This window comes from Streptomyces sp. NPDC104761 (genome assembly GCF_055583445.1).
Genome location: NZ_JBVJNZ010000022.1, coordinates 38,060 through 59,541 on the forward strand (window position 1 = coordinate 38,060; position 21,482 = coordinate 59,541).

Annotated in this window: 18 protein-coding genes; 11 read left to right on the forward strand and 7 right to left on the reverse strand. The window is 70.5% G+C overall.

Annotated features, from left to right (window positions below; genetic code table 11):
- Positions 1-143 precede the first annotated feature (143 nt).
- Both nrdR and ACZ63F_RS38965 read left to right on the forward strand, forming a co-directional pair.
- Positions 144-695: a transcriptional regulator NrdR gene (nrdR, locus tag ACZ63F_RS38960; protein ID WP_469718428.1), complete on the forward strand. Its 552-nt coding sequence runs from the start codon at positions 144-146 to the stop codon at positions 693-695.
- A gap of 164 nt (positions 696-859) precedes the next feature.
- Positions 860-3,754 (forward strand): vitamin B12-dependent ribonucleotide reductase, encoded by a 2,895-nt coding sequence (locus ACZ63F_RS38965; RefSeq protein WP_469718429.1) that lies wholly within the window; start codon positions 860-862, stop codon positions 3,752-3,754.
- An 87-nt stretch (positions 3,755-3,841) separates the two neighbouring features.
- Here the strand turns inward: ACZ63F_RS38965 and ACZ63F_RS38970 are convergent, their stop codons facing one another.
- Entirely contained in the window at positions 3,842-4,375 is a 534-nt protein-coding gene (locus tag ACZ63F_RS38970) for a TerD family protein (RefSeq protein WP_469718431.1), read from the reverse strand.
- A gap of 150 nt (positions 4,376-4,525) precedes the next feature.
- Here ACZ63F_RS38970 and ACZ63F_RS38975 point away from each other — a divergent pair, with 150 nt between their 5' ends.
- The 3 genes from ACZ63F_RS38975 (at position 4,526) to ACZ63F_RS38985 (ending at position 6,817) form a co-directional block, all read left to right on the forward strand.
- Positions 4,526-5,131 carry a YdbC family protein gene (locus ACZ63F_RS38975; RefSeq protein WP_351960235.1) on the forward strand — a complete coding sequence of 202 codons (606 nt, stop codon included), beginning with the start codon at positions 4,526-4,528 and terminating at the stop codon, positions 5,129-5,131.
- Positions 5,132-5,217: 86 nt separating this feature from the next.
- On the forward strand, positions 5,218-5,877 hold the full coding sequence (locus ACZ63F_RS38980) for a histidine phosphatase family protein (protein WP_351960234.1): 660 nt from the start codon (positions 5,218-5,220) through the stop codon (positions 5,875-5,877).
- A 10-nt stretch (positions 5,878-5,887) separates the two neighbouring features.
- Complete coding sequence (locus ACZ63F_RS38985; RefSeq protein ID WP_469718432.1) at positions 5,888-6,817, forward strand: ADP-ribosylglycohydrolase family protein; 930 nt, start codon at positions 5,888-5,890, stop codon at positions 6,815-6,817.
- A gap of 689 nt (positions 6,818-7,506) precedes the next feature.
- On the opposite strand, the gene ACZ63F_RS38990 is transcribed toward ACZ63F_RS38985, so the two are convergent.
- The 3 genes from ACZ63F_RS38990 to ACZ63F_RS39000 form a co-directional block, all read right to left on the reverse strand.
- A complete protein-coding gene (locus ACZ63F_RS38990; RefSeq protein ID WP_469718497.1) occupies positions 7,507-9,051 on the reverse strand; it encodes an MFS transporter in 1,545 nt (514 codons plus the stop codon).
- 251 nt (positions 9,052-9,302) lie between these two features.
- Positions 9,303-9,962 (reverse strand): CoA transferase subunit B, encoded by a 660-nt coding sequence (locus ACZ63F_RS38995; protein WP_469718434.1) that lies wholly within the window; start codon positions 9,960-9,962, stop codon positions 9,303-9,305.
- Between the two features lie 2 nt (positions 9,963-9,964).
- Positions 9,965-10,765: a CoA transferase subunit A gene (locus tag ACZ63F_RS39000; RefSeq protein ID WP_469718435.1), complete on the reverse strand. Its 801-nt coding sequence runs from the start codon at positions 10,763-10,765 to the stop codon at positions 9,965-9,967.
- 296 nt (positions 10,766-11,061) lie between these two features.
- On the opposite strand from ACZ63F_RS39000, the gene ACZ63F_RS39005 reads away from it, so the two are divergent.
- The 6 genes from ACZ63F_RS39005 to ACZ63F_RS39030 are packed head-to-tail and all read left to right on the forward strand — an operon-like array spanning position 11,062 to position 16,881.
- Positions 11,062-12,297 carry a substrate-binding domain-containing protein gene (locus ACZ63F_RS39005; protein ID WP_469718436.1) on the forward strand — a complete coding sequence of 412 codons (1,236 nt, stop codon included), beginning with the start codon at positions 11,062-11,064 and terminating at the stop codon, positions 12,295-12,297.
- Positions 12,298-12,301: 4 nt separating this feature from the next.
- Complete coding sequence (locus ACZ63F_RS39010) at positions 12,302-13,114, forward strand: ABC transporter ATP-binding protein (protein WP_469718438.1); 813 nt, start codon at positions 12,302-12,304, stop codon at positions 13,112-13,114.
- A complete protein-coding gene (locus tag ACZ63F_RS39015) occupies positions 13,111-13,899 on the forward strand; it encodes an ABC transporter ATP-binding protein (protein ID WP_469718439.1) in 789 nt (262 codons plus the stop codon). The genes ACZ63F_RS39010 and ACZ63F_RS39015 overlap by 4 nt, the downstream gene beginning before the upstream one ends.
- Complete coding sequence (locus tag ACZ63F_RS39020; RefSeq protein WP_469718441.1) at positions 13,899-14,786, forward strand: branched-chain amino acid ABC transporter permease; 888 nt, start codon at positions 13,899-13,901, stop codon at positions 14,784-14,786. Before ACZ63F_RS39015 ends, ACZ63F_RS39020 begins: the two co-directional genes overlap by 1 nt.
- On the forward strand, positions 14,783-15,913 hold the full coding sequence (locus tag ACZ63F_RS39025) for a branched-chain amino acid ABC transporter permease (RefSeq protein ID WP_469718442.1): 1,131 nt from the start codon (positions 14,783-14,785) through the stop codon (positions 15,911-15,913). Before ACZ63F_RS39020 ends, ACZ63F_RS39025 begins: the two co-directional genes overlap by 4 nt.
- On the forward strand, positions 15,913-16,881 hold the full coding sequence (locus tag ACZ63F_RS39030; protein ID WP_469718444.1) for an alpha/beta fold hydrolase: 969 nt from the start codon (positions 15,913-15,915) through the stop codon (positions 16,879-16,881). Before ACZ63F_RS39025 ends, ACZ63F_RS39030 begins: the two co-directional genes overlap by 1 nt.
- An 89-nt stretch (positions 16,882-16,970) precedes the next feature.
- Here ACZ63F_RS39030 and ACZ63F_RS39035 read toward each other — a convergent pair whose 3' ends face one another.
- From ACZ63F_RS39035 to ACZ63F_RS39045, 3 genes are all read right to left on the reverse strand, one after another.
- Entirely contained in the window at positions 16,971-18,926 is a 1,956-nt protein-coding gene (locus ACZ63F_RS39035; RefSeq protein WP_469718445.1) for a helix-turn-helix domain-containing protein, read from the reverse strand.
- 136 nt (positions 18,927-19,062) lie between these two features.
- Complete coding sequence (locus tag ACZ63F_RS39040; protein ID WP_469718446.1) at positions 19,063-20,460, reverse strand: MFS transporter; 1,398 nt, start codon at positions 20,458-20,460, stop codon at positions 19,063-19,065.
- A 186-nt stretch (positions 20,461-20,646) separates the two neighbouring features.
- Entirely contained in the window at positions 20,647-21,474 is an 828-nt protein-coding gene (locus ACZ63F_RS39045; protein ID WP_469718448.1) for a 3-hydroxybutyrate dehydrogenase, read from the reverse strand.
- Between the last annotated feature and the right edge of the window lie 8 nt (positions 21,475-21,482).

Genomic DNA, 21,482 nt, shown 5'->3' on the forward strand with positions numbered 1-21,482 from the left:
GTGGTTGGATTGCTACAGCTGCCCACAAGTTGTGGTCCCCCGGGTCTCCGCTCTCTCTGAGATCGCCTATGCTTGGGGCTGCTTCGCGGGGCCCATGTGGCCCAGTGGGGCTATTGAGTCTGCTGTGAGGAGGGTTGGAGATCATGCACTGCCCCTTCTGCAGGCACCCCGACAGCCGCGTGGTCGACAGTCGTACGACCGACGACGGCACGTCGATCCGCAGGCGCCGCCAGTGTCCGGACTGCTCCCGTCGCTTCACGACCGTGGAGACGTGCTCGCTCATGGTGGTCAAGCGGTCCGGAGTCACCGAGCCGTTCAGCCGTACCAAGGTCATCAACGGCGTGCGCAAGGCATGCCAGGGACGGCCTGTCACCGAGGACGCACTCGCCCAGCTCGGCCAGCGGGTCGAGGAGGCGGTGCGGGCCACCGGAAGCGCCGAGCTGACCACCCACGACGTGGGGCTGGCCATACTCGGCCCGTTGCAGGAGCTCGATCTGGTCGCCTACCTGCGATTCGCCTCCGTCTACCGGGCGTTCGACTCGCTCGAGGACTTCGAGGCCGCGATCGCGGAGCTCAGGCGGGCGGCCCAGGATCCCGTCGCGGACGACGAAGACGCGGGAGCGGGGGGCCAGGAGGACGATGACGGGCCGGGCGGGGGCGTGCAGGTGCCCGCACCCGTTCACATCGCCGGCTGACGGACGGAACGGAACCGGGCGGAGGGCCCGGATCCGGTTGCCGGACGGCGATCCAGGACTTGTCGCGGGTGGCGGCTGAGGGCACCCGCGACGCGAAAACAGAACAGTGTGTCACGGGAACATCGTGGCATTTCAGGGCGTTTTAGCCCGTACAGGGAGGCGGCATGACAGAGACGGCGAGCGGTCCGGCACGGAGTTCCCGCGCGAAGGGCACCAAGGCCACCAAGGGACTGCGTATCGAGCGCATCCACACCACCCCCGGCGTACACCCGTACGACGAGGTGAGCTGGGAGCGCCGTGACGTCGTCATGACCAACTGGCGCGACGGCTCGGTCAACTTCGAGCAGCGTGGCGTCGAGTTCCCCGACTTCTGGTCGGTGAACGCGGTCAACATCGTCACCAGCAAGTACTTCCGCGGTGCCGTCGGCACCCCGCAGCGCGAGACCGGCCTCAGGCAGCTGATCGACCGCATCGTGAAGACGTACCGGAAGGCCGGCGAGGACCACAAGTACTTCGCCTCGCCCGCCGACGCCGAGATCTTCGAGCACGAGCTGGCGTACGCCCTCCTGCACCAGATCTTCAGCTTCAACAGCCCCGTGTGGTTCAACGTGGGCACCCCGCAGCCCCAGCAGGTCTCGGCCTGCTTCATCCTGTCCGTCGACGACTCCATGGAGTCGATCCTCGACTGGTACAAGGAAGAGGGCATGATCTTCAAGGGCGGCTCCGGCGCCGGCCTGAACCTCTCCCGCATCCGCTCCTCCAAGGAGCTGCTCTCCTCCGGCGGCAACGCCTCCGGCCCGGTCTCCTTCATGCGCGGCGCCGACGCCTCCGCGGGCACCATCAAGTCCGGCGGTGCCACCCGCCGCGCCGCCAAGATGGTCATCCTCGACGTCGACCACCCCGACATCGAGGACTTCATCGAGACCAAGGTCAAGGAGGAGGAGAAGATCCGCGCCCTCCGCGACGCGGGCTTCGACATGGACCTGGGCGGCGACGACATCACCTCCGTCCAGTACCAGAACGCCAACAACTCGGTCCGCGTCAACGACGAGTTCATGAAGGCGGTCGAGCAGGGCGGCCAGTTCGGTCTGCGCGCCCGGATGACCGGCGAGGTCATCGAGGAGGTCCAGGCCAAGAGCCTGTTCCGCAAGATGGCCGAGGCCGCCTGGGCCTGTGCCGACCCGGGCATCCAGTACGACGACACCATCAACCACTGGCACACCTGCCCGGAGTCCGGCCGGATCAACGGCTCGAATCCCTGCAGCGAGTACATGCACCTGGACAACACGTCCTGCAACCTCGCCTCGCTGAACCTGATGAAGTTCCTGAAGGACGACGGCAAGGGCCACCAGTCCTTCGAGGTCGAGCGCTTCGCGAAGGTCGTCGAGCTCGTCATCACCGCGATGGACATCTCCATCTGCTTCGCGGACTTCCCGACCCAGAAGATCGGCGAGAACACCCGCGCCTTCCGCCAGCTCGGCATCGGCTACGCCAACCTCGGCGCCCTGCTGATGGCGACCGGCCACGCCTACGACTCCGACGGCGGCCGCGCCCTCGCCGGTGCCATCACCTCCCTGATGACCGGCACCGCCTACAAGCGCTCCGCCGAACTCGCCGCGGTCGTCGGCCCCTACGACGGCTACGCACGCAACGCCGACGCCCACAACCGCGTCATGCAGCAGCACGCCGACGCCAACACCGTCGCCGTCCGCATGGACGACCTGGACACCCCGGTCTGGGCTGCGGCCACGGAGGCCTGGCAGGACGTCGTGCGTCTCGGCGAGAAGAACGGTTTCCGTAACTCCCAGGCGTCCGTCCTCGCCCCGACCGGCACCATCGGTCTGGCCATGTCCTGCGACACCACCGGCGTCGAGCCCGACCTCGCCCTGGTGAAGTTCAAGAAGCTGGTCGGCGGCGGCTCGATGCAGATCGTCAACGGCACGGTCCCGCAGGCCCTGCGCCGCCTGGGCTACCAGGAGGAACAGATCGAGGCGATCGTCGCCCACATCGCCGAGAACGGCAACGTGATCGACGCTCCCGGCCTCAAGCACGAGCACTACGAGGTCTTCGACTGCGCCATGGGCGAGCGCGCCATCTCCCCGATGGGCCACGTCCGCATGATGGCCGCGATCCAGCCGTGGATCTCCGGTGCCATCTCCAAGACGGTCAACATGCCGGAGTCGGCGACCGTCGAGGAGGTCGAGGAGATCTACTTCGAGGCCTGGAAGCTCGGCGTCAAGGCGCTCGCGATCTACCGTGACAACTGCAAGGTCGGCCAGCCCCTCTCCGCCAAGACCAAGGAGAAGGAGAAGGCCGAGGTCACGGAGAAGGCCGAGGCGACCATCCGCGAGACGGTCGAGAAGGTCATCGAGTACCGCCCGGTCCGCAAGCGCCTCCCGAAGGGTCGTCCCGGCATCACCACGTCCTTCACCGTCGGCGGTGCCGAGGGCTACATGACGGCCAACTCCTACCCGGACGACGGCCTGGGCGAGGTCTTCCTGAAGATGTCCAAGCAGGGCTCGACCCTCGCGGGCATGATGGACGCCTTCTCCATCGCGGTCTCCGTCGGCCTCCAGTACGGCGTGCCACTGGAGACGTACGTCTCGAAGTTCACCAACATGCGCTTCGAGCCGGCCGGCATGACGGACGACCCGGACGTGCGGATGGCGCAGTCGATCGTCGACTACATCTTCCGCCGCCTGGCGCTCGACTTCCTGCCGTTCGAGACGCGCTCCGCGCTCGGCATCCACTCCGCCGAGGAGCGCCAGCGGCACCTGGAGACCGGTTCGTACGAGCCGTCCATCGACGATGACGACGTGGACGTCGAGGGGCTGGCCCAGTCGGCGCCGCGCGCCCAGGAGCTGAAGGCCGTCGCCGCGCCCAAGATCGAGGTGGCCAAGCCCGCCCCGAAGCAGGCGCACACCAGCGCCGAACTGGTGGAGATGCAGCTGGGCATCCAGGCGGACGCCCCGCTCTGCTTCTCCTGCGGTACGAAGATGCAGCGGGCCGGTTCCTGCTACATCTGCGAGGGCTGCGGCTCGACCAGCGGCTGCAGCTGACGAGTCGATGTGACGTGAAGTAAGGGGCGCCGGCCACGGCCGGCGCCCCTTACCGTTCACCTGTCCCGGCCGGTCGGCCGACCGCCGTCAGGGGCGGCCGAGTCCGCCCATCTCCCGGCTGAAGACCACCGGATCGTCCTCGAACCCGTGCAGCCCGGGCCGGAAACCCCAGTCGCCGGACCCGTCCCGCACGAACTCCGCCACAGTGGCCGCCGTCGCCCCGAGGACCGAGCCGAAGTCGTCCTCGGCCAGCACGTTGTAGCCCTCTCGGACACGGACGGCCGGGTTCAGGACGTTCACGAACGTCCGGTGCGCGGCCCGCTGCTGGATGACCACGCCGACGACCACGCGCGTGTACCGGTCGCTGAGCCGGTCCAGTTCGAGCGTCATCACCTCGTCCCAGCCGAAGCCCTTGCCGTCCTGGCTGTCCCGGTTGAGAAAGATGGTGCCGTCGGGCGAACGGCTGTCGAAGTGCACCAGATAGGCCGGAGCTCCGTACGGGTCGGCCGTCGTGAACGTCCCGGCGATGACGTCGAGGTCGGTGGGCGGCTGCCCGGAAGGGCTGGGATCCCACTTCACCGCGACCTCGACCTTGCGGAGCGTCTTGCTGAAACCGCTCACCACGCGTCCCCTTCCCCCTAGAGGTCACTACCCCAACTGATGGCTTGCCAAGGCTCTTTGTCCATCGTGCCACGCGCGCGGGGGCGCATGCGCGGGTGATCTCAGCCGGAGCGTGACCGACGCCACGCCCTGTGGCCTTACGATGGCGCGGTGCTGGTCAAGTGGATTCGCTGCACCGTGGTTGACCGCCGGGGCTTCGAGCGGGGGCAGCGGAAATGGGCGGGGCTTCCGGGGGAGCCGGGATTTCGGGGACAGGGCGGGGGCTGGAGTCGGCAGCGGCCTGGAGTGGCGCACATCTTCGCCTTCTGGGAGAGCCGTGCCTTCTACGACTCCTTCATGGCGCGTTCGCACGACCGCCTGGCCGCGTCCCAGTCCGGCACGTACAAGGATCAACAGGTCAAACTGTTCGAGTACCGGTTCGACGTGAAGACCGGTTTCGAGCCCCGCTTCACCGACAGCGACCTCGTCCGGGTGGCTTTCTGCCGGGTGCACGAGGAGCGTGTCGAGCACTTCACGCTGATGCAGGAGAAGGTCTGGAACCCGGCGATGGCCGGTTCGCCCGGCATGATCCGCGGCATGTTCGCGGAGGCGCCGGAGCACGAGTTCATGATCCTCTCGATGTGGCGGTCGGCCGCCGAGCACGGCAAGTACCGCACCGAACGGGTGGAGCGGCTGGCGCTGCGGGCCCAGACGGAGGCTGACATCGCCGCCCTCACGGGTGACATCGTGGAGCTCGAACCGAGCTGGATCGTTTGAATACCCAACCCTCGATTTGTGTGACCTGCGCCGTATGGGGCCCCTCCGAGTGCTCGATTTTTCGTCACTCGATCTAGGGTTTTGGCATGGCACGACCACGGCGCATCGTCCTTGTCCGGCACGGCGAGTCAACCGGCAATGTCGACGACTCCGTGTACGAGCGGGAACCCGACCACGCGCTGGCCCTCACCGAGCGGGGCTGGCGGCAGGCCGAGGAGACCGGAAAGCGCGTCCGGGAGATCTTCGGCCAGGAGCGCGTCAGCGTGTACGTCTCCCCTTACCGCCGTACGCACGAGACCCTCCGCGCCTTCCACCTCGACCCGGATCTCATACGCGTGCGCGAGGAGCCCAGGCTGCGAGAGCAGGACTGGGGAAACTGGCAGGACCGCGACGACGTACGGCTGCAGAAGACGTACCGGGACGCGTACGGGCACTTCTTCTTCCGCTTCCCCCAGGGTGAGTCGGGGGCCGACGTCTATGACCGCGTCGGCGGCTTCCTGGAGAGCCTGTTCCGTAGCTTCGAGGCGCCGGACCACCCGCCCAACGTGCTCCTGGTGACCCATGGCCTGGCGATGCGGCTGTTCTGCATGCGCTGGTTCCACTGGACGGTCGCGGAGTTCGAGTCGCTCTCCAACCCCGGGAACGCCGAGATGCGGATGCTCGTTCTCGGGGACGACGGCAAGTACACGCTCAACCAGCCCTTCGACCGCTGGCGGGACCCGGAGCCCTACTGGATGAGCGGCTAGGCTGGCGGCGATGACCTCCTCCTCTGATTCCCCGATCCCGGGGCGCCTGGAGCGCGCCCTGGCCAGCCTGCGCGGACTCGCGGTCGGCGACGCGCTGGGCTCGCAGTTCTTCGTGCCGGTGAACTACCCGCTGCTGAAGCGCCGGGAGCTGCCTCCGGCCCCCTGGCAGTGGACCGACGACACCGAGATGGCCTGCTCCGTCGTCGCCGTCCTGGCCGCCCACCACCGCGTCGACCAGGACGCACTGGCCCACTCCTTCGCCGCGCACCACGACTTCGACCGGGGGTACGGCCCCGCCGTCAACCGCTTGCTGCGCCTCGTCCGGGAGGGCGGCGACTGGCGCGAGCTGGCCGCCGGGCTCTTCGACGGGCGCGGATCGTGGGGCAACGGCGCGGCGATGCGGATCGCACCCCTGGGTGCCTGGTACGCGGACGATCCTGAGCAGGCCACGCACCAGGCCGAGATCTCCGCCTACCCCACCCACCAGCACCGGGAGGCCGTGGCCGGGGCCATGGCCGTGGCGGCCGCAGCGGCCATGGCAGCCGCGCCCGGCGGCCCGCCGGACCCCGAGGCACTCCTCGACGGGGTCGTCGCCCTGGTCCCCAAGAGCGCCGTCGGCCAGGGCCTGCGGCGCGCCCGCGACATGCTCGACTACGCCGACGCGGGCACCGTCGCGGCCGTCCTGGGCTGCGGACGCCGTACGACCGCCCATGACACCGTCCCCTTCGCCCTCTGGTCGGCGGCTCGTGCCCTCGGTGACTACGAGAAGGCGTTCTGGGCGACCGCCCAGGTCGGCGGCGACGTGGACACCACCTGCGCCATCGTGGGCGGCGTGCTCGCGGGCGCCAGGGCGGGAACGCCGCCGACCGCATGGACGGAGCGGACAGAGGCGCTGCCGGAATGGGTGCCTACGGGGGCGGAGACCGGCGTCGGCCGGTGACCGGCTGAGGCCGGGGTGCGGAGCCTGTGCGGACCTTTGTGCACAACGTTGCGCGGACCGTTGTGCGGACCGTGTGTGGTGACGACGCGGTTCGGTGACTCTTCGGAGCCGGCTCGTGCCAAGAGCCGCGAGGGCCGCGCCGCCCCCAGAGGCGATTGGACGCATCGGAGACGTGTGACGGGGCCGGGGCGCTGGTGCCGTGGCGGACTGGCTGTTCGAGCCTGTCGAAGCGCGTCAGCGCAGAGCCTCGTCGGTGGGAAGCGGGATCCGGCCCCGGCGTCTGCGGGGCCTGGCTCCGACATCTGCGGCCCGAGTCGAAAGCCGCCGTCCGTATAGGAAACTCTCCGTACCTGGCGGGAACTCTACGTGACCATCAGGCGTTTTCCCCACAGCCGCCTCCCGGCGCATGCGCCGGGAGGCGGGCGGGAGGCGGGCGGGAGGCGTAGTCGCGGGGAGGTGTCGGGGTGTGGGTCGGGTCGGCACTGCCGATGGTGCGCGCCGTGCTGATGATCGCGGCGCCGGTGTTCGTCATGGGGACGGCCGTGATGCGAGTGGCCGTGCTGCCCGGGGCGATGAGGCGGGAGGTCGTGATGCGGGAGGTCGTGATGCGGGAGGCCGGACGTCGCTCCCTGCCGTCTGTTTCCCGGCGGAGGTCCGGCCGTCCGCGGCTCCGTGCGGATCCGGTGCGGTCAGCCCGTCCCCGGCCCGGCCGTGCCGGCGAGCGCGTCGAGGTCGCTCTTGCGGACCTTGATCACCAGCCATGCGGTGAGGAGCCCGAGTCCGGCCATGACGGCGGCGGGGATGAACGCGGTCGAGATGCCGTGCGCGAGCACTTCGTTCCCCCAGGGCGCCGGCAGCTGGTGGGTCTTGGCGAACTCGCCCTTCTGTTCCGGCGAACCGCCGGCGAGGAACTTCGGCAGCTGCTTCTTCGCCTCGTCCTTGCTGGCCGAGCCGAACACCGTGGTCAGAATGGACAGCCCCAGCGAACCGCCCACCTGTTGCATGGCGTTGAGCAGCCCGGAAGCCGCTCCGGCCTCGTGCTGGGCGACACCGGAGACCGCGGTGACGGTCGCCGTCACGAAGTTCAGCCCCATGCCGAAGCCGAAGACCAGCATGGGTCCGAGGATGCCGCCGAGGTAGGAGCTGTCGGGCTTGATGAAGGTCTGCCAGGTGAGTCCGACGACCACGAGCGCCGAACCGGCCATCATGAACGGCTTCGGGCCCAGGACGGGCAGGAACCGCTGCGAGAGCCCCGCGCCGACGGCGATGGCCGCCGTCACGGGCAGGAAGGCCAGACCGGCCCTGATCGGGCTGTAGCCGAGCACGTTCTGCACGAACAGCACGATGTAGAAGAACATGCCGAACATCGCTGCGGCGAGGCTGAGCATGATCACGTAGGTGCCGGAGCGGTTGCGGTCGGCGAACATCCGCAGCGGGGTGATGGGTTCCTTCGCCCGCGTCTCGATGAAGACGAAGGTCAGCAGCAGGATCACCGCTGCGGCGAACGAGCCGAGTGTCAGACCGTCGCGCCAGCCGTCCTCCGCGGCCCGGATGAAGCCGTAGACCAGGGCGGCCATGCCGAGGGTGGAGGTCAGCGCACCCGAGATGTCGAAGCGCCCGGGGTGCCGCTGGGACTCGTTGATGTACTGCGGGGTGAGGACGGCGATCAGCAGCCCGATCGGTACGTTGACGAAGAGCACCCAGCGCCAGTCGAGCCAGTCGGTGAGCATGCCGCCGGCCAGCAGACCGATGGCCCCACCGCCCGCGGAGACGGCGGCGAACACGCCGAACGCCCGGTTCCGCTCCGGACCTTCGGGAAACGTCGTGGTGATCAGCGCCAGCGAGGTCGGCGACGCGATCGCGCCACCGACACCCTGAAGGGCGCGGGCCGCCAGCAGCTGCCAGGGTTCCTGGGCGAGACCGCCGAGGAGCGAGGCGAAGGTGAACAGCAGGATGCCGGTCATGAACACCCGGCGCCGGCCGAGGATGTCGCCGGCCCGTGCGCCGAGGAGCAGCAGGCCGCCGAAGGTGAGCGTGTAGGCGCTGACCACCCACGTGAGGTCCGTGGTGCTGAACTTGAGCGCCTCTTGAATGTGCGGGAGCGCGATGTTCACAATCGTCGCGTCAAGCACCACCATCAGTTGGCACGCAGCGATGACCGTGAGCGCGATGCCGGGGTGCGATGAGCGTGAGGCTGGACCTGGCGGGGCTGGGACGGGTGACTGCGTCTGTATCTGATCGTGCGTCACAGGGGGTCCCCCAGAGGTGAAGTAGTGAACGTGTGCGTTCACTAAATGCGACGATACCGAGTCGACCTTTGTGAACACAAGCGTTCTCTAGCAGGGTTGACCCTGGAGGGTGACTGCGGGTTGAGAGGGGGGTGGGGCTGGGTGGGTCTGCCGCACGAGTTCCTCGGCCTGCAGGACGTTCGTCGCGCCGAGCACGATCGCGCAGGCCGGCCGGACCAACGCCGAGTCGCGATGGGTCAGCCGGATGCGAGCGCCGACGAGCTCTGGTCGACGAGGAGGCGGGCGGCGGTCGCGGCCATCACCTCTCGCACGGTGACGCCCGGAGCGGTTTCCACCAGTCGCAGCCCTTCGGGGGCGACATCGATGACGGCCAGGTCGGTGATGACCCGGTCCACCACACGGCGGCCCGTGGCGGGAAGGCTCAACTCCTCGACGATCTTCGGACTGCCGTTCTTGGCGACGTGCTCCATCACGACCAGAAGCCGGCGGGCACCGTGGACCAGGTCCATGGCACCGCCCATACCCTTGACCATCTTGCCGGGGATCATCCAGTTGGCCAGGTCGCCGTGGGCTGATACCTGCATGGCGCCGAGTATGGAGACGTCGATTCGGCCGGCCCGGATCATGCCGAAGGAGAGGGCTGAATCGAAGTAGGCGGTGCCGGAGACGGTGGTCACCGTCTCCTTCCCGGCGTTGATCAGATCCGGGTGTTCCTCGCCGTCGTAGGGGTAGGGGCCCACGCCCAGGATGCCGTTCTCGGAGTGCAGCACCACGTGCATCCCGTCCGGCAGGTGGTTGGGGATCAGAGTGGGCAGACCGATGCCGAGGTTGACGTACTGGCCGTCGCGTAGCTCCCGGGCGGCGCGGGCGGCGAGCTGGTCACGGTCGAGCGGCATGGTCACTTCTCCTCGGAGTGGGTGCGCGAGACGGCTTGTTCAGCGCCGGTGTGCGCAGGGCGCACGGTGCGGCGCTCGATGCGCTTGTCCAGCGAGTCGTCGGCCCGGATCACGCGGTCCACGTACACGCCCGGCAGATGGACGGTGTCCGGCGGCAGTTCGCCGGCCTCCACGACGCGTTCGGCCTCCACGACGGTGACCCGTCCCGCCATCGCGCACAGCGGGTTGAAGTTGCGTGCCGCCGCGTGGAAGACGCAGTTGCCGTGCCGGTCGGCGACCGCGGCCCGCACCAGGGCGAAGTCGGCCGTGATGGCTTCCTCCAGCAGGTAGCGGCGACCGCCGAACTCCCTTGTCTCCTTGGGCGGGGAGGCCAGCGCGACCTTTCCGTCGGCGTTGTGGCGCCAGGGCAGACCGCCCTCCTCCACCTGGGTGCCCACTCCCGCCGGGGTGTAGAACGCGGGGATGCCGGTGCCGCCGGCCCGCAGCCGCTCGGCGAGGGTGCCCTGCGGTGTCAGCTCCACCTCCAGTTCGCCGGCCAGGTACTGGCGGGCGAACTCCTTGTTCTCACCCACGTAGGAAGAGGTCATCCGGGCGATCCGGCCGGACCGCAGCAGCAGTCCCAGCCCCCAGTCGTCCACCCCGCAGTTGTTGGACACCACCCGCAGGCCTGACGCGCTCGTCTCGGTCAGCGCGGCGATCAGCGTCGACGGTATGCCGCACAGGCCGAACCCGCCGACCGCGAGTGTCGCACCGTCAGGGATGTCCGCCACTGCCTGCGCGGCCGCGGCCATCACTTTGTCCATGCCGTTTCCTTCCCCACCGGGGTGTTGCGTTCGTCGACCCGGCCTTCTCACCACGTCGCGGCCAGGACCGGGTGTTGCTCACCTTTGCCTGGGCCGACCGTCACAGACCATGTGCGTCAGCGCCATGACTGGGCCTCAAAGAACGGTGATTGGCAACATGCCGCCGGTCGAACGGCACTCCTAGGGTTCCGGCAATCACGCACCGCACTCCCGTCGTCGCGTACGAGGCCGCTGTTCCGGACAAGTCCTGCGGAACCCGGCGACGGGCGGGCGACACACTGTCAGGAGCCGATCGCATGCGTTCCCGCCTCAAGGACACCTTCAGAAGCAGATCTGTTCGCGCCCTCTCCCTGATCGCCCTCGGCGCCCTGGTCGCGGGCTGCTCCTCGGCCGGCACCGCCGGCACCGAGTCCGCCGACTCGGTCGGCAAGTCCGCCCCCGTGAAGGTGGGGCTGGTCTACTCCCGCAGCGGACTGCTGGCCGCCTACGGCAAGCAGTACGAGGAAGGCTTCAAGGCAGGCCTGGCCTACGCCACGCACGGCACGAACAAGGCCGGCGGCCACCCGATCCGGGTCACCGAACAGGACGACGCCGGTGACCCGGCGAAGGCGGTAGCGGAGGCCAAGGCCCTCGTGGGCAAGGGCTGCAAGATCCTCGCCGGTACCACCGACTCGGGTGTGGCACTCCAGATGGCGCCGCTGGCCGCGCAGAACAAGATGCTCTACGTCAGCGGCCCCGCCGCCACCGACGCGGTCACCGGCATCAACGCCTACACCTTCCGCTCGGGCCGGCAGTCGTACCAGGACATCCTCGCCGCCGGGGCACTGCTCGGTGACGCCAAAGGCAAGAAGGTCACCGTGCTCGCCCAGAACTCCGCGTTCGGACAGGCCAACGTGGCAGCGGTGAAGGCCGTCCTGGGTGCGAAGGGCGCGCACGTCGGCTCCGTGCTGGCCCCGCCCAGCGCCACCGACCTCACGCCCTTTGCCCGCCAGACCAGGGCCGGTGAACCGGACCTGGTGTTCGTCGCCTGGGCGGGCGCCACCGCCCCCGCCTTGTGGACCGCGCTGAACCAGCAGGGTGTGCTGGACGCGAGCAAGGTCGTCACCGGACTCGCGGGAACCGCCTCGTATCCGATCTTCGGCCCGGCCGGCTCCAAGGTCGCCTTCCTTGCGCACTACTTCCCGGGCGCCGGCGGCGGCAACCCGGTGGAGAAGGCCATGCTCGACGGCATCACCAAGGGCGGCGGCACTCCCGACCTGTTCAGTCCGGACGGCTTCACCGCCGCCCAGATGATCGTGCACGCGATCGAGTCCGGCAGCGCCACCGACACCACGGCCATGGCCAGGGCGCTGGAGGGCTGGACCTTCGACGGGCCCAAGGGCAGGGAGCAGATCCGCGCGAAGGACCACGCCCTGCTGCAACCGATGTTCACGGCCCGGCTCAAGGGCAGCGGCAGCGCAGCCCGGCCCGAGCTGATCGACAGCATCCCGATGACAGCAGTCGCCCCACCGGCCGCGAGGACGGCGGGCTGAGACGATGTCCTCCTCGAACACGACGTCACCGAGCGGCGCGGGGTCTGCGGAATCCGGGGAGACCCGTGCCGTCCCGGCGCCGGTGCTGCGGCTGCGGGACATCGGCTGGACGGTCGGTGGCGCGACCATCGTCGACTCCGTCTCCTTCGACGTCCGCGAAGGCGAGTTCCTCGCCTTCATCGGCCCCAACGGCGCGGGCAAGACTTCGCTGTTCAACCTGGTCAGCGGGCTCAGCCCGGTCTCCCGGGGCACGATCGAACTGGACGGCCGCGACATCACCGCGGAGGCCGCCTACGCTCGGGCCCGCCGCGGCCTCGGGCGCACCTTCCAGACCTCCAGCCTGTGGCCGGGCATGACGGTCGCCGACCATGTGAGGCTCGCGGCCCAGGCCGCCGACGGCGGTTCGTACCAGGTTTGGCGCCGAGCTGACACCGACCCGGAACGGGTCGAGCGGGTGCTGGCCCGCACTCAGCTCACGCACCGCGCGGACACCTGCGCAGATGCCCTCTCGCACGGCGAGAAACGCAAGCTCGAACTCGCGGTCCTGCTCGTCGGCGAGCCCCGGCTGATGCTGCTGGACGAGCCGATGGCGGGCGTGAGCGCCGAGGAGGTGCCCGCGCTGACCGAACTCATCAGGTCGCTGCACATGGAGGAGGGACGGACCGTGCTCATGGTCGAGCACCACATGGACGTGCTGCTGGACCTGGCCGACCGGCTGGCCGTGATGCACCACGGCACGCTGCTGGCGCTGGACACACCGCAGTCCGTGATGGCCGACTCCACCGTGCAGCAGGCCTACCTCGGGGAGGAGCTGTGACCCCTGCTCCGGCACCGCTGCTGGCCGTGCGCGATCTGCGGGTCGTGATCGGGGGCAGGCACATCCTGCACGGCGTCGATCTGGAGGTGGCCGCCTCGGGTACCACTGCTCTCCTGGGCCGCAACGGCGCCGGCAAGACGACCACCGTGCGCGGCATTCTCGGACTGGTGCCCCGGACCGGCAGCGTGCTGCTGGCCGGCGAGGAGACGGTGCGCCTTGCCACCCATGCCCTGGTGCGCCGGGGCATCGGCTACGCCCCTGAGGACCGTGGCGTCTTCGCCGCCCTCAGCGTGGCCGAGAACCTGCGCCTGGCCGAGCGGCCCGGCGCGGGAGAACCGGCCTACGACCTGGTCCACGAGCTCTTCCCGGAGCTGAGGCGACGCGCCCGGCAGGCCGCCGGCACCCTGTCCGGCGGTCAGCAGCAGATGGTCGCCATCGCTCGGACTCTGCTCAACGGCAACCGGCTGATCATCGCCGACGAACCCACCAAGGGCCTGGCGCCCAAGGTGGTCACCGAGGTCGCCCAGGTGCTGGAGCGCGCCGCCGAGGCGGTGCCGGTTCTGCTCGTGGAGCAGAACCTCGCCGTGGTGCGCCGCCTCGCCCGCCACTGCGTCGTCCTCGCCGACGGCCGCACCGCGCACCAGGGGCCGGCCGCCGGCCTCCTCGCCGACGCCGAGGCGGCCCATCGGCTGCTCGGTGTCGGCAGCACCGGAAGGCAGACTGCCGGTGCGCCTGATCGCACCGCGGCGCGCTCCGCCGCCCGGACCACGGAGGCAGACGCCTGATGTCCACCGTCGTGCTGCTCACCTTCACCGGACTCGGCCTGGGCGCCCTGTACTTCCTGGTCGCCTCCGGCTTGTCGCTGATCTTCGGGCTGATGGACGTGCTCAACTTCGCCCACGGCGCCCTCCTGTCCATCGGCGCCTACGGCACCTGGTGGGCCGCCTCCGGCCACCTGCCCGGTGCCGGGTCCGGAAGGGCCGGGTTCGCCCTCGCCGTCGTCTTCGGCACCGCCGTGGGTACCGTCGCCGCCGTGCTGCTCGAACTCGCCGTGATCCGCCCGCTCTACACCCGCCCCCGCGAGCAGGTCCTCGCGACGGTGGGCGTCGGCCTGGCCGTACCGGCCCTGCTGTCCGCGATCTGGGGATCCGACGCCCGCCCCCTCCCCGGGCCGAAGGCACTGTCCGGCACCTTCGCCCTGCTGGGCGCCGAAGTGCCGCTCAATCGCCCGGTGCTGATCGGCGCGGCCCTGGTCGTGCTGACCGCGCTCAAGCTGTTCCTCGGCCGAACCCGGCACGGACTGGTCGTCCGCGCGGGGGTGGAGGACCGGGCGATGGTCACCGCGCTCGGCATCGACGTGCGCAAGGCCTTCACCCTGGTCTTCGCCATCGGCGGTGCGGCTGCGGCCCTCGGCGGTGCCCTCGGCGGCCTCTACTTCGGCTCCGTCGACCCCGAACAGGGCAGTTCACTGCTCATCTTCGCCTTCGTGGTCGTCGTGACGGGCGGCATGGGCTCGCTCACCGGCGCCGCACTGGCCTCGGTGGCCGTGGGCCTCGTCCAGCAGTTCGCCAACTACTACACCACCGCCGGACTCGGCGATCTCGCTGTCGTCGTCCTGCTCGCCGCCCTCCTGCTCGTCAGGCCGCGAGGGCTCACCGGGAGGCTCGCATGACCACCGCCACCCAGCCGCGCGGCCGGGCCCGCGCGGCAGACCACCCCGTCGCCTCCCGCTCCGAGCGGCTACGGCGAGCCACCCGCTGGTGGCCCGCCCTGCTGCTGGTTGCGCTCTTCACCGTGCCCTACAGCGCGCTGCCGCTCCCGGGCCTGCTCGACGGGCCGATCGGCGGCCCCGGCAACCTGCAACTGCTGGCCCTGTGCCTGCTCTTCGGCGGCCTGGCCACCGGCTATGATCTGCTGCTCGGCCGTACAGGGCTGCTGTCCTTCGGGCATGCGCTCTACTTCGCCGCGGGCACCTACGTCACCAACACCCTGATGCTGGAAGCGGGCCTGCCGTTCCCCGCGTCGGCGCTGCTCGGCCTGCTCGCGGGCACCGTGCTGTCCGCCCTGCTCGGCGCAGTCAGCCTCCGCGTCAGCGGCATCGGGTTCTCCATGGTCACCCTGGCCTTCGCGCAGGCCGCGTCGATCCTCGTCCAGCGCGATCCCGGAGGCGTCACCGGCGGCGAGGAGGGCAAGGCCGCGCCCGCGGACAGGCTGCCTGCCTCGCTGGTCGGCATCGAGCACACCGCCAACCTGTACTGGATCGCTCTGGCCTACCTCGTGGTGGTGCTGGCCGCCGTGCAGTGGGTGGTCCGCTCACCCGTCGGCCGGGTCTGGGAGGGCATCAAGGAGAACGAGCGCCGGGTGGAGGTGCTGGGGCTTCGCCCGTACGGCTTCAAGCTGGTCGCCTTCGTCCTGGCCGGCACCATGGCCGCGCTCGGCGGCATCGTCTACCTGTTGCTGACGGGCGGCGCCACCCCGCAGACGACCACCTCCGACTTCACCCTGTCCCTGCTGGTGATGGTGGTGCTGGGCGGTTCGGGCAGCCGGTGGGGCCCCATGATCGGAGGCATCCTCTACACCTGGGCCGACCACCGGCTCGCCGACCTGGCCGGATCGAACGCGGTCGCCGGTCTGCCCGCCGTGGTCCGTGTGCCGCTGTCGCAGCCTCTGTTCCTGCTCGGTGCGCTGTTCGTCGCGGTGATATACCTGCTGCCTGGCGGCGTGGCGCGGCTCCCGGGCAGGCGGCGCGCCGCCCACACGTCCCGCGCCACCGCCGACCGCGAGGAGGTCATTGCGTGATGGTTCCCAGTACGCAGAACGGCGCGACGGCCGGACAGCAGGGGGCCGCACCGGTGCGCGAGGAGTTTCAGGTGCCAGTGCCGGGCGGGAAGCTGGCCGTGTCGCGCTGGCCGGCCGACGACCCGGGCGCGCCGGTGGTCCTGGCCCTGCACGGCATCACGGCCAACGGCCTGAGCTGGGCGCGCGTCGCCCACCACCTGGCTCGCCGGATCACCCTGGTGGCGCCCGACCTACGCGGCCGGGGCCGCAGCGGGCGACTGCCCGGCCCGTACGGCATCGTGGCCCACGCCGACGACATGGCAGCCGTGGTGGACACGCTGGGCGCTGGGCGGGTGGTGCTGACCGGCCACTCCATGGGCGCCTTCGCGGCGGCCCTGACCGCGGTACGCCACCCGCACCTGCTGACGGGCCTGCTGCTGGTGGACGGCGGCGTGGGTTTCCCCGTTCCCGCCGGGCTGGATCCCGACGAGCTGATCACGTCGGTGATCGGCCCGGCCATGCGACGGCTGTCGATGACGTTCCCGGACCGGGAGGCCTACCGCGCGTTCTGGCAGTCGCATCCGGCATTCGCCGGCTTCTGGTCACCGTGGGTGGATGCTTACATCCAGCGCGATCTCGTCGGGCAGGAGCCCGAACTGCGCTCGTCCTGCAGCCTGGAGGCGGTCCGCGTCGACGGCGTGGACCAACTCGGTGCGGAGGTGTCGGGCGCGGTGCACCGGCTGCCCCGCCCGGCCGTGCTGCTGTGGGCGGAACGCGGCCTGATGGACGAGCCGCTGGGCCTGTACGACGAGCAACGGCTCGGCGCCGCCGGCCTCGATCCACGCATGGTCCGCACGCAGCTCGTCCCCGGCACCAACCACTACACGATCATCATCGGCGACGAGGGCGCCCGGGTCGTGGCACAGCACCTGCTGGCCGCGGCCGGTGTGGGGGGAACCGAGGGGCCTGGCGGCACGCCGTCACGGTGACCCGGGCCGGCTCCCGTCCCGGGACCTCGCGGGACCGGAAGAACCGCGCGTCGGCCCCGGTGACGTTCTCGCGCACACCCGTTGGGGCGTCAGGCACCCGACATCAGTTGCAAGCGCAGGGCGAGCTGGAGTTCCAGCGTCTGTTCGGGGGTGTGCCAGTCGGGGCCGAGCAGCGCCTGGATGCGGTCCAGGCGCTGCACGACCGTGTTCACGTGCACGTGCAGCTCCTCCTTCGCCCGGCTCAGGCTCCCGCCGCAGTCGAAGTAGGCGCGCAGCGTGCGCACCAGGTGGGTGCCGCGCTGGGCGTCGTACTCCAGCAGCGGTCCCAAAGTGGCCGTGACGAAGCCGTCCACGTCGTGCATGTCACCCAGCAACACGCCCAGAAAGCCCAGTTCGGTGACACTCGCCCCGTGCCCGTCGCGGCCGAGGACGTGCAGCGCCCGCAGGCAGCGCAGGGCCTCGGCGTGCCCGTCGGCGATGGCCCGCGGCCCGGCAGCCGGCCCGGCGCCGGCCACCGTGACCGGTGCGCCGACCAGCTGGCCGAGCTGCCCGGCCGCGATGCGGGCCGCCTCACCCGGACCGGTACCGTCGCACGGGAGCAGCAGCACCACGTCGCCCTCGTGCTCCGCGCTGCCCCCGCCGCACCCGAACAGGTACTGCACGGCGGCGTCGGCGAGCCGTTCCCGGACCGCGTCGCCGGTCCGGGCGACGAGCAGCACGTGGGGCCGGTCGAGGTCGAAGCCGAGGCGGCGGCCGCGGGCCACCAGGCCGGCCGGGTCGCGGCCGGGCGCGGTGAGCAGATCGGTGATCAGATCGCCGCGTACGCGGTTCTCGGTCTCCGCGACCGAACGCCTCAGCAGGAGCAGCAGCGAGGTCACTACGCTGCTGCGCTCGAACAGGCGCCGGTCGGGACCGTCGAGATCCGGCCGCCCGGACAGGACCAGACAGCCCAGCAGTTCCTGCCCGGCCAGCACCGCGCAGACCCAGCGCCCGTCATGGAACACCGCGTGCGCGGCGGCGCGTGAGCTCTTCGCCGCCTCGACCAGCGCCGCCGCCTCCTCCTCCGTGGCACCGTCGTCCTCCGTACCCCTGGCGACCGCGCCACCGTGCTCGCCGACCGAGGCGAGCGGCCACCCGGAGCCGTCGTGGACCGCGACGTCCCCCTTCAGCAGACCGGCCACGGCGGCGGCCACGTCCGAGACGTCGCCGCCCCGCAGCACCAGATCGGTGAGCCGGTCATGCGATTCCTCGGCACGCTGCATGGCGGCGGAGTGCTCGCGGATCACGGCGTTGGCCTCGGCCAGTTCGGCCACCGCGACACGCGCGTCGGCCATGGCCTTGGCGGTGTCGATGGCGATGGCGGCGTGGTCGGCCAGCGAGCACAGCAGGGCGACCTCCTCCGGGGCGAACATGCGTGGTGTGCGATCTGCGGCGAAGAGCGCCCCGATGACCTGGCCGCCGCTTCCCGATCCCAGCAGCAGCGGCACGCCGAGGATCGCGACCAGGCCCTCGTCCAGGACCCCGGCGTCGATGCTGCCGGTGTGCAGGAAGCGGTCGTCGGTGCGGTAGTCGGGGGAGGCGTAGGGGCGTGCGGTCTGCGCGACCAGGCCGCCGAGTCCCTCCCCGAGCTCGAGGCGCAGGTTCTGGAACAGTTCCGACACCGAGCCGTCGGTGACCCGCATGTAGGTGTCGCCGGCCTCCTCGTCGGGCAGGGTGAGGTAGGCCGTGTCGGTGCCCAGGAGCATCCTGGCGCGCCGGACGATGGAGCGCAGCACGGCGTCGAGGTCGCGCAGGGCCGCCAGGTCGCCGGCGGTGTCGAAGAGCGCGGTCAGCTCCGCTTCCCGGCGCCGATGCTGCCTGAGCGTGGTCTGGACGCGCAGCGCCGCTTCGGTGGCCTGTTCGACCTCCGAGAGGTCCTGGGCGGTGGCACCGCTGTGCCGGGCCTCGACGGCGACGGCTCCGAGGTCTTCGGCGGGGGCACCCGCGGCGAGGAGTTCGAGCAGCCTGCGCAGGTGACGGGCGACGGGGGTGGGTGTGTGCGACATGGGCGGGCAACCGTTGCGTAGGCGATGGGCACGGGAGGAGTCGGCGCACGGCCGGGGGACGAACGGCCGACGAGGGCCAGTGTCCTCCCCGAACGGAAAGGACCCTGGCCCTCCGGCCGGGAAGCGGTGCCGGCCGTCAGGTGGACGCGGCGGTCTTCTGGTCCGCGAGGGGCTGGGTCGCGGAGCCGTCCGGCTCGATCGCGGCCAGGTTCCTGCCGCGCGTCTCACGGGCGGCGACGACGGCGATCACGGTGATCAGGGCGGCCAGTCCCACGTACACCGAGATCGGGGTGGCGTTGCCGTAGGAGCTGAGCAGCGCCGTCGCGATCAGCGGGGCCGGGGCGCCGGCAGCCACCGACGAGAGCTGGGCTCCGATGGAGGCGCCGGTGTAGCGCATCCGGGTGGCGAACAGCTCGGAGAAGAACGCCGCCTGAGGCGCGTACATGGCGCTGTGGAAGACCAGGCCGACGGTGACGGCCAGGACCAGCGCGGGGAAGGACTTGGTGTCGAGCAGAGCGAAGAAGGCCCACGACCACAGGCCCACGCCGACCGCGCCCACCAGGTACACGGGCTTGCGCCCGACCCGGTCGGAGAGCGCGCCGAACAGCGGGATCAGGCAGAACTGCACGGCCGAGCCGATCAGCACCGCGTTCAGAGCCGTCTGCTTGTCGAGCTCGAGATGCTCGACGCAGTAGGTGAGGACGAAAGCGGTGACCACGTAGTACGAGATGTTCTCGGCCATGCGCGCGCCCATCGCGATCAGGATGTCCCGCCAGTGGTTGCGCACGACCGCGACGAACGGCGGCTGCTCGGCCCGCTGCTCCGCCTTGCGGCGCTCCGCCTTGGCCAGGGCCTCCTTGAACAACGGGGTCTCGTCGACGGACAGCCGGATCCACAGACCGATCATGACCAGCACGGCGGAGAGCAGGAACGGCACCCGCCAGCCCCAGGAGTTGAACGCGTCGTCGCTGAGCACGGTGGTCATCAAGGAGAGCACTCCGACGGCGACCAGGTTTCCGGCCGGTGCGCCGCCCTGCGGCCAGGACGCCCAGAAGCCGCGTCGCTCGGCATCGCCGTGTTCGGACACCAACAGCACCGCTCCGCCCCACTCGCCGCCGAGGGCGAAGCCCTGGACGAGGCGCAGGATGGTCAGCAGCACGGGAGCCGCGACACCGATCGTGCCGTAGCCGGGCACACAGCCGATCAAGGCGGTGGAGAGCCCCATCATCAGCAGACTGATCACCAGGAGCTTCTTGCGGCCGAGACGGTCGCCGAAGTGGCCGAAGACCACGGCGCCGATCGGGCGCGCGGCGAAGCCGATGGCGTAGGTGAGGAAGGACAGCAAGGTGCCGGTCAGCGGGTCCGACTCGGGGAAGAACACGCGGCCGAAGACCAGGGCGGCGGCCGAGCCGTAGAGGAAGTAGTCGTACCACTCGATGGTCGTGCCGATCAGGCTGGCAGCGACGATCTTGCGCAGACCGCCCGGTCTTCCCGAGGTGCCTGGGTCGTTCACGGCGTTGTGAGCGCTGGGCATGGTTGTCACCGTTTTCCGGAGTGAGGAGTGAGCGGAACCGCCGGACCCGGTCGCCGCTGTTGGACGAAGGGAATGGGACCGGGGGAGTCGGTCGGTGCGGTGCGCCGTGGGAGGCAGTCGGCCGGCGCCGTCTACGTCGGCCCCGGCCGGAGCCGGCACCCGCACGACGGGTGGGTGGACGGCCCCTCAGCGGGCCGTCCAGCCTCCGTCCAGGGGGATCGAGCCGCCGGTGATGTAACCGCTGCGTTCGGTGCACAGCCACAGCGCCGCCTCGGCGACCTCGGCCGGCTCGATCAGGCGCTTGATCGCGGTGCGTTCCAGGAACACCTGGTCCATCACGTCGGCCGTGGGGATGCCGTGGGCGAGCGCCTGGTTGGCGATCTGCTCCTCGACCAGCGGCGTGCGGACGTAGCCGGGGTTGATGCAGTTGCTGGTCACGCCGTGCGCGGCGCCCTCCAGGGCGACCACCTTGCTCAGGCCCTCCAGCGCGTGCTTCGCCGTGACGTACGCCGACTTGTAGGCGCTGGCCCGAAGACCGTGCACCGAGGAGATGTTCACGACCCTGCCCCATGCCTGCGCGTACATGTGGGGCAGGGTGCGGCGGAGGATGCGGAAGGGCGCCTCCACCATGACCCGCTGGATCAGTGCGAAGCGCTCCGGGGGAAACTCGTGCACCGGGGCGATGTGCTGCAGACCCGCGTTGTTGACCACGATGTCGGCGTCGTCCGGCAGCGCGTCCACCGCGTCGGCCTCGGAGAGGTCGGCCACGACGGCGATGCCGCCGGTCGACTCGGCCACCTCCTTGGCGGAGTCGGCGGCCCGGTCCACCACGTAGACCTCGGCACCGGCCGCGGCGAAGCCCTCGGCGCAGGCCCGGCCGATCCCGCTGGCCGCACCGGTGACCAGAACCTTGCGGCCGGTGAGAAACCGGGTCGAGGCCAGGCCGGAGGCGGTGCTGTCACCGGGGCCGGAACGCTGGGGCAGGCCCTCGTCGGAGCTCTTTGTGCTGTCCATGGCCGAAC

Bases quoted from the DNA above. Each gene is read 5' to 3' on its own strand.
- nrdR (WP_469718428.1), top strand. From the start codon at position 144: ATGCACTGCCCCTTCTGCAGGCACCCCGACAGCCGCGTGGTCGACAGT.
- ACZ63F_RS38965 (WP_469718429.1), top strand. From the start codon at position 860: ATGACAGAGACGGCGAGCGGTCCGGCACGGAGTTCCCGCGCGAAGGGC.
- ACZ63F_RS38980 (WP_351960234.1), top strand. From the start codon at position 5,218: ATGGCACGACCACGGCGCATCGTCCTTGTCCGGCACGGCGAGTCAACC.
- ACZ63F_RS38985 (WP_469718432.1), top strand. From the start codon at position 5,888: ATGACCTCCTCCTCTGATTCCCCGATCCCGGGGCGCCTGGAGCGCGCC.
- ACZ63F_RS38995 (WP_469718434.1), bottom strand. From the start codon at position 9,962: ATGCCGCTCGACCGTGACCAGCTCGCCGCCCGCGCCGCCCGGGAGCTA.
- ACZ63F_RS39000 (WP_469718435.1), bottom strand. From the start codon at position 10,765: ATGGACAAAGTGATGGCCGCGGCCGCGCAGGCAGTGGCGGACATCCCT.
- ACZ63F_RS39005 (WP_469718436.1), top strand. From the start codon at position 11,062: ATGCGTTCCCGCCTCAAGGACACCTTCAGAAGCAGATCTGTTCGCGCC.
- ACZ63F_RS39010 (WP_469718438.1), top strand. From the start codon at position 12,302: ATGTCCTCCTCGAACACGACGTCACCGAGCGGCGCGGGGTCTGCGGAA.
- ACZ63F_RS39020 (WP_469718441.1), top strand. From the start codon at position 13,899: ATGTCCACCGTCGTGCTGCTCACCTTCACCGGACTCGGCCTGGGCGCC.
- ACZ63F_RS39025 (WP_469718442.1), top strand. From the start codon at position 14,783: ATGACCACCGCCACCCAGCCGCGCGGCCGGGCCCGCGCGGCAGACCAC.
- ACZ63F_RS39030 (WP_469718444.1), top strand. From the start codon at position 15,913: ATGGTTCCCAGTACGCAGAACGGCGCGACGGCCGGACAGCAGGGGGCC.
- ACZ63F_RS39035 (WP_469718445.1), bottom strand. From the start codon at position 18,926: ATGTCGCACACACCCACCCCCGTCGCCCGTCACCTGCGCAGGCTGCTC.
- ACZ63F_RS39040 (WP_469718446.1), bottom strand. From the start codon at position 20,460: ATGCCCAGCGCTCACAACGCCGTGAACGACCCAGGCACCTCGGGAAGA.
- ACZ63F_RS39045 (WP_469718448.1), bottom strand. From the start codon at position 21,474: ATGGACAGCACAAAGAGCTCCGACGAGGGCCTGCCCCAGCGTTCCGGC.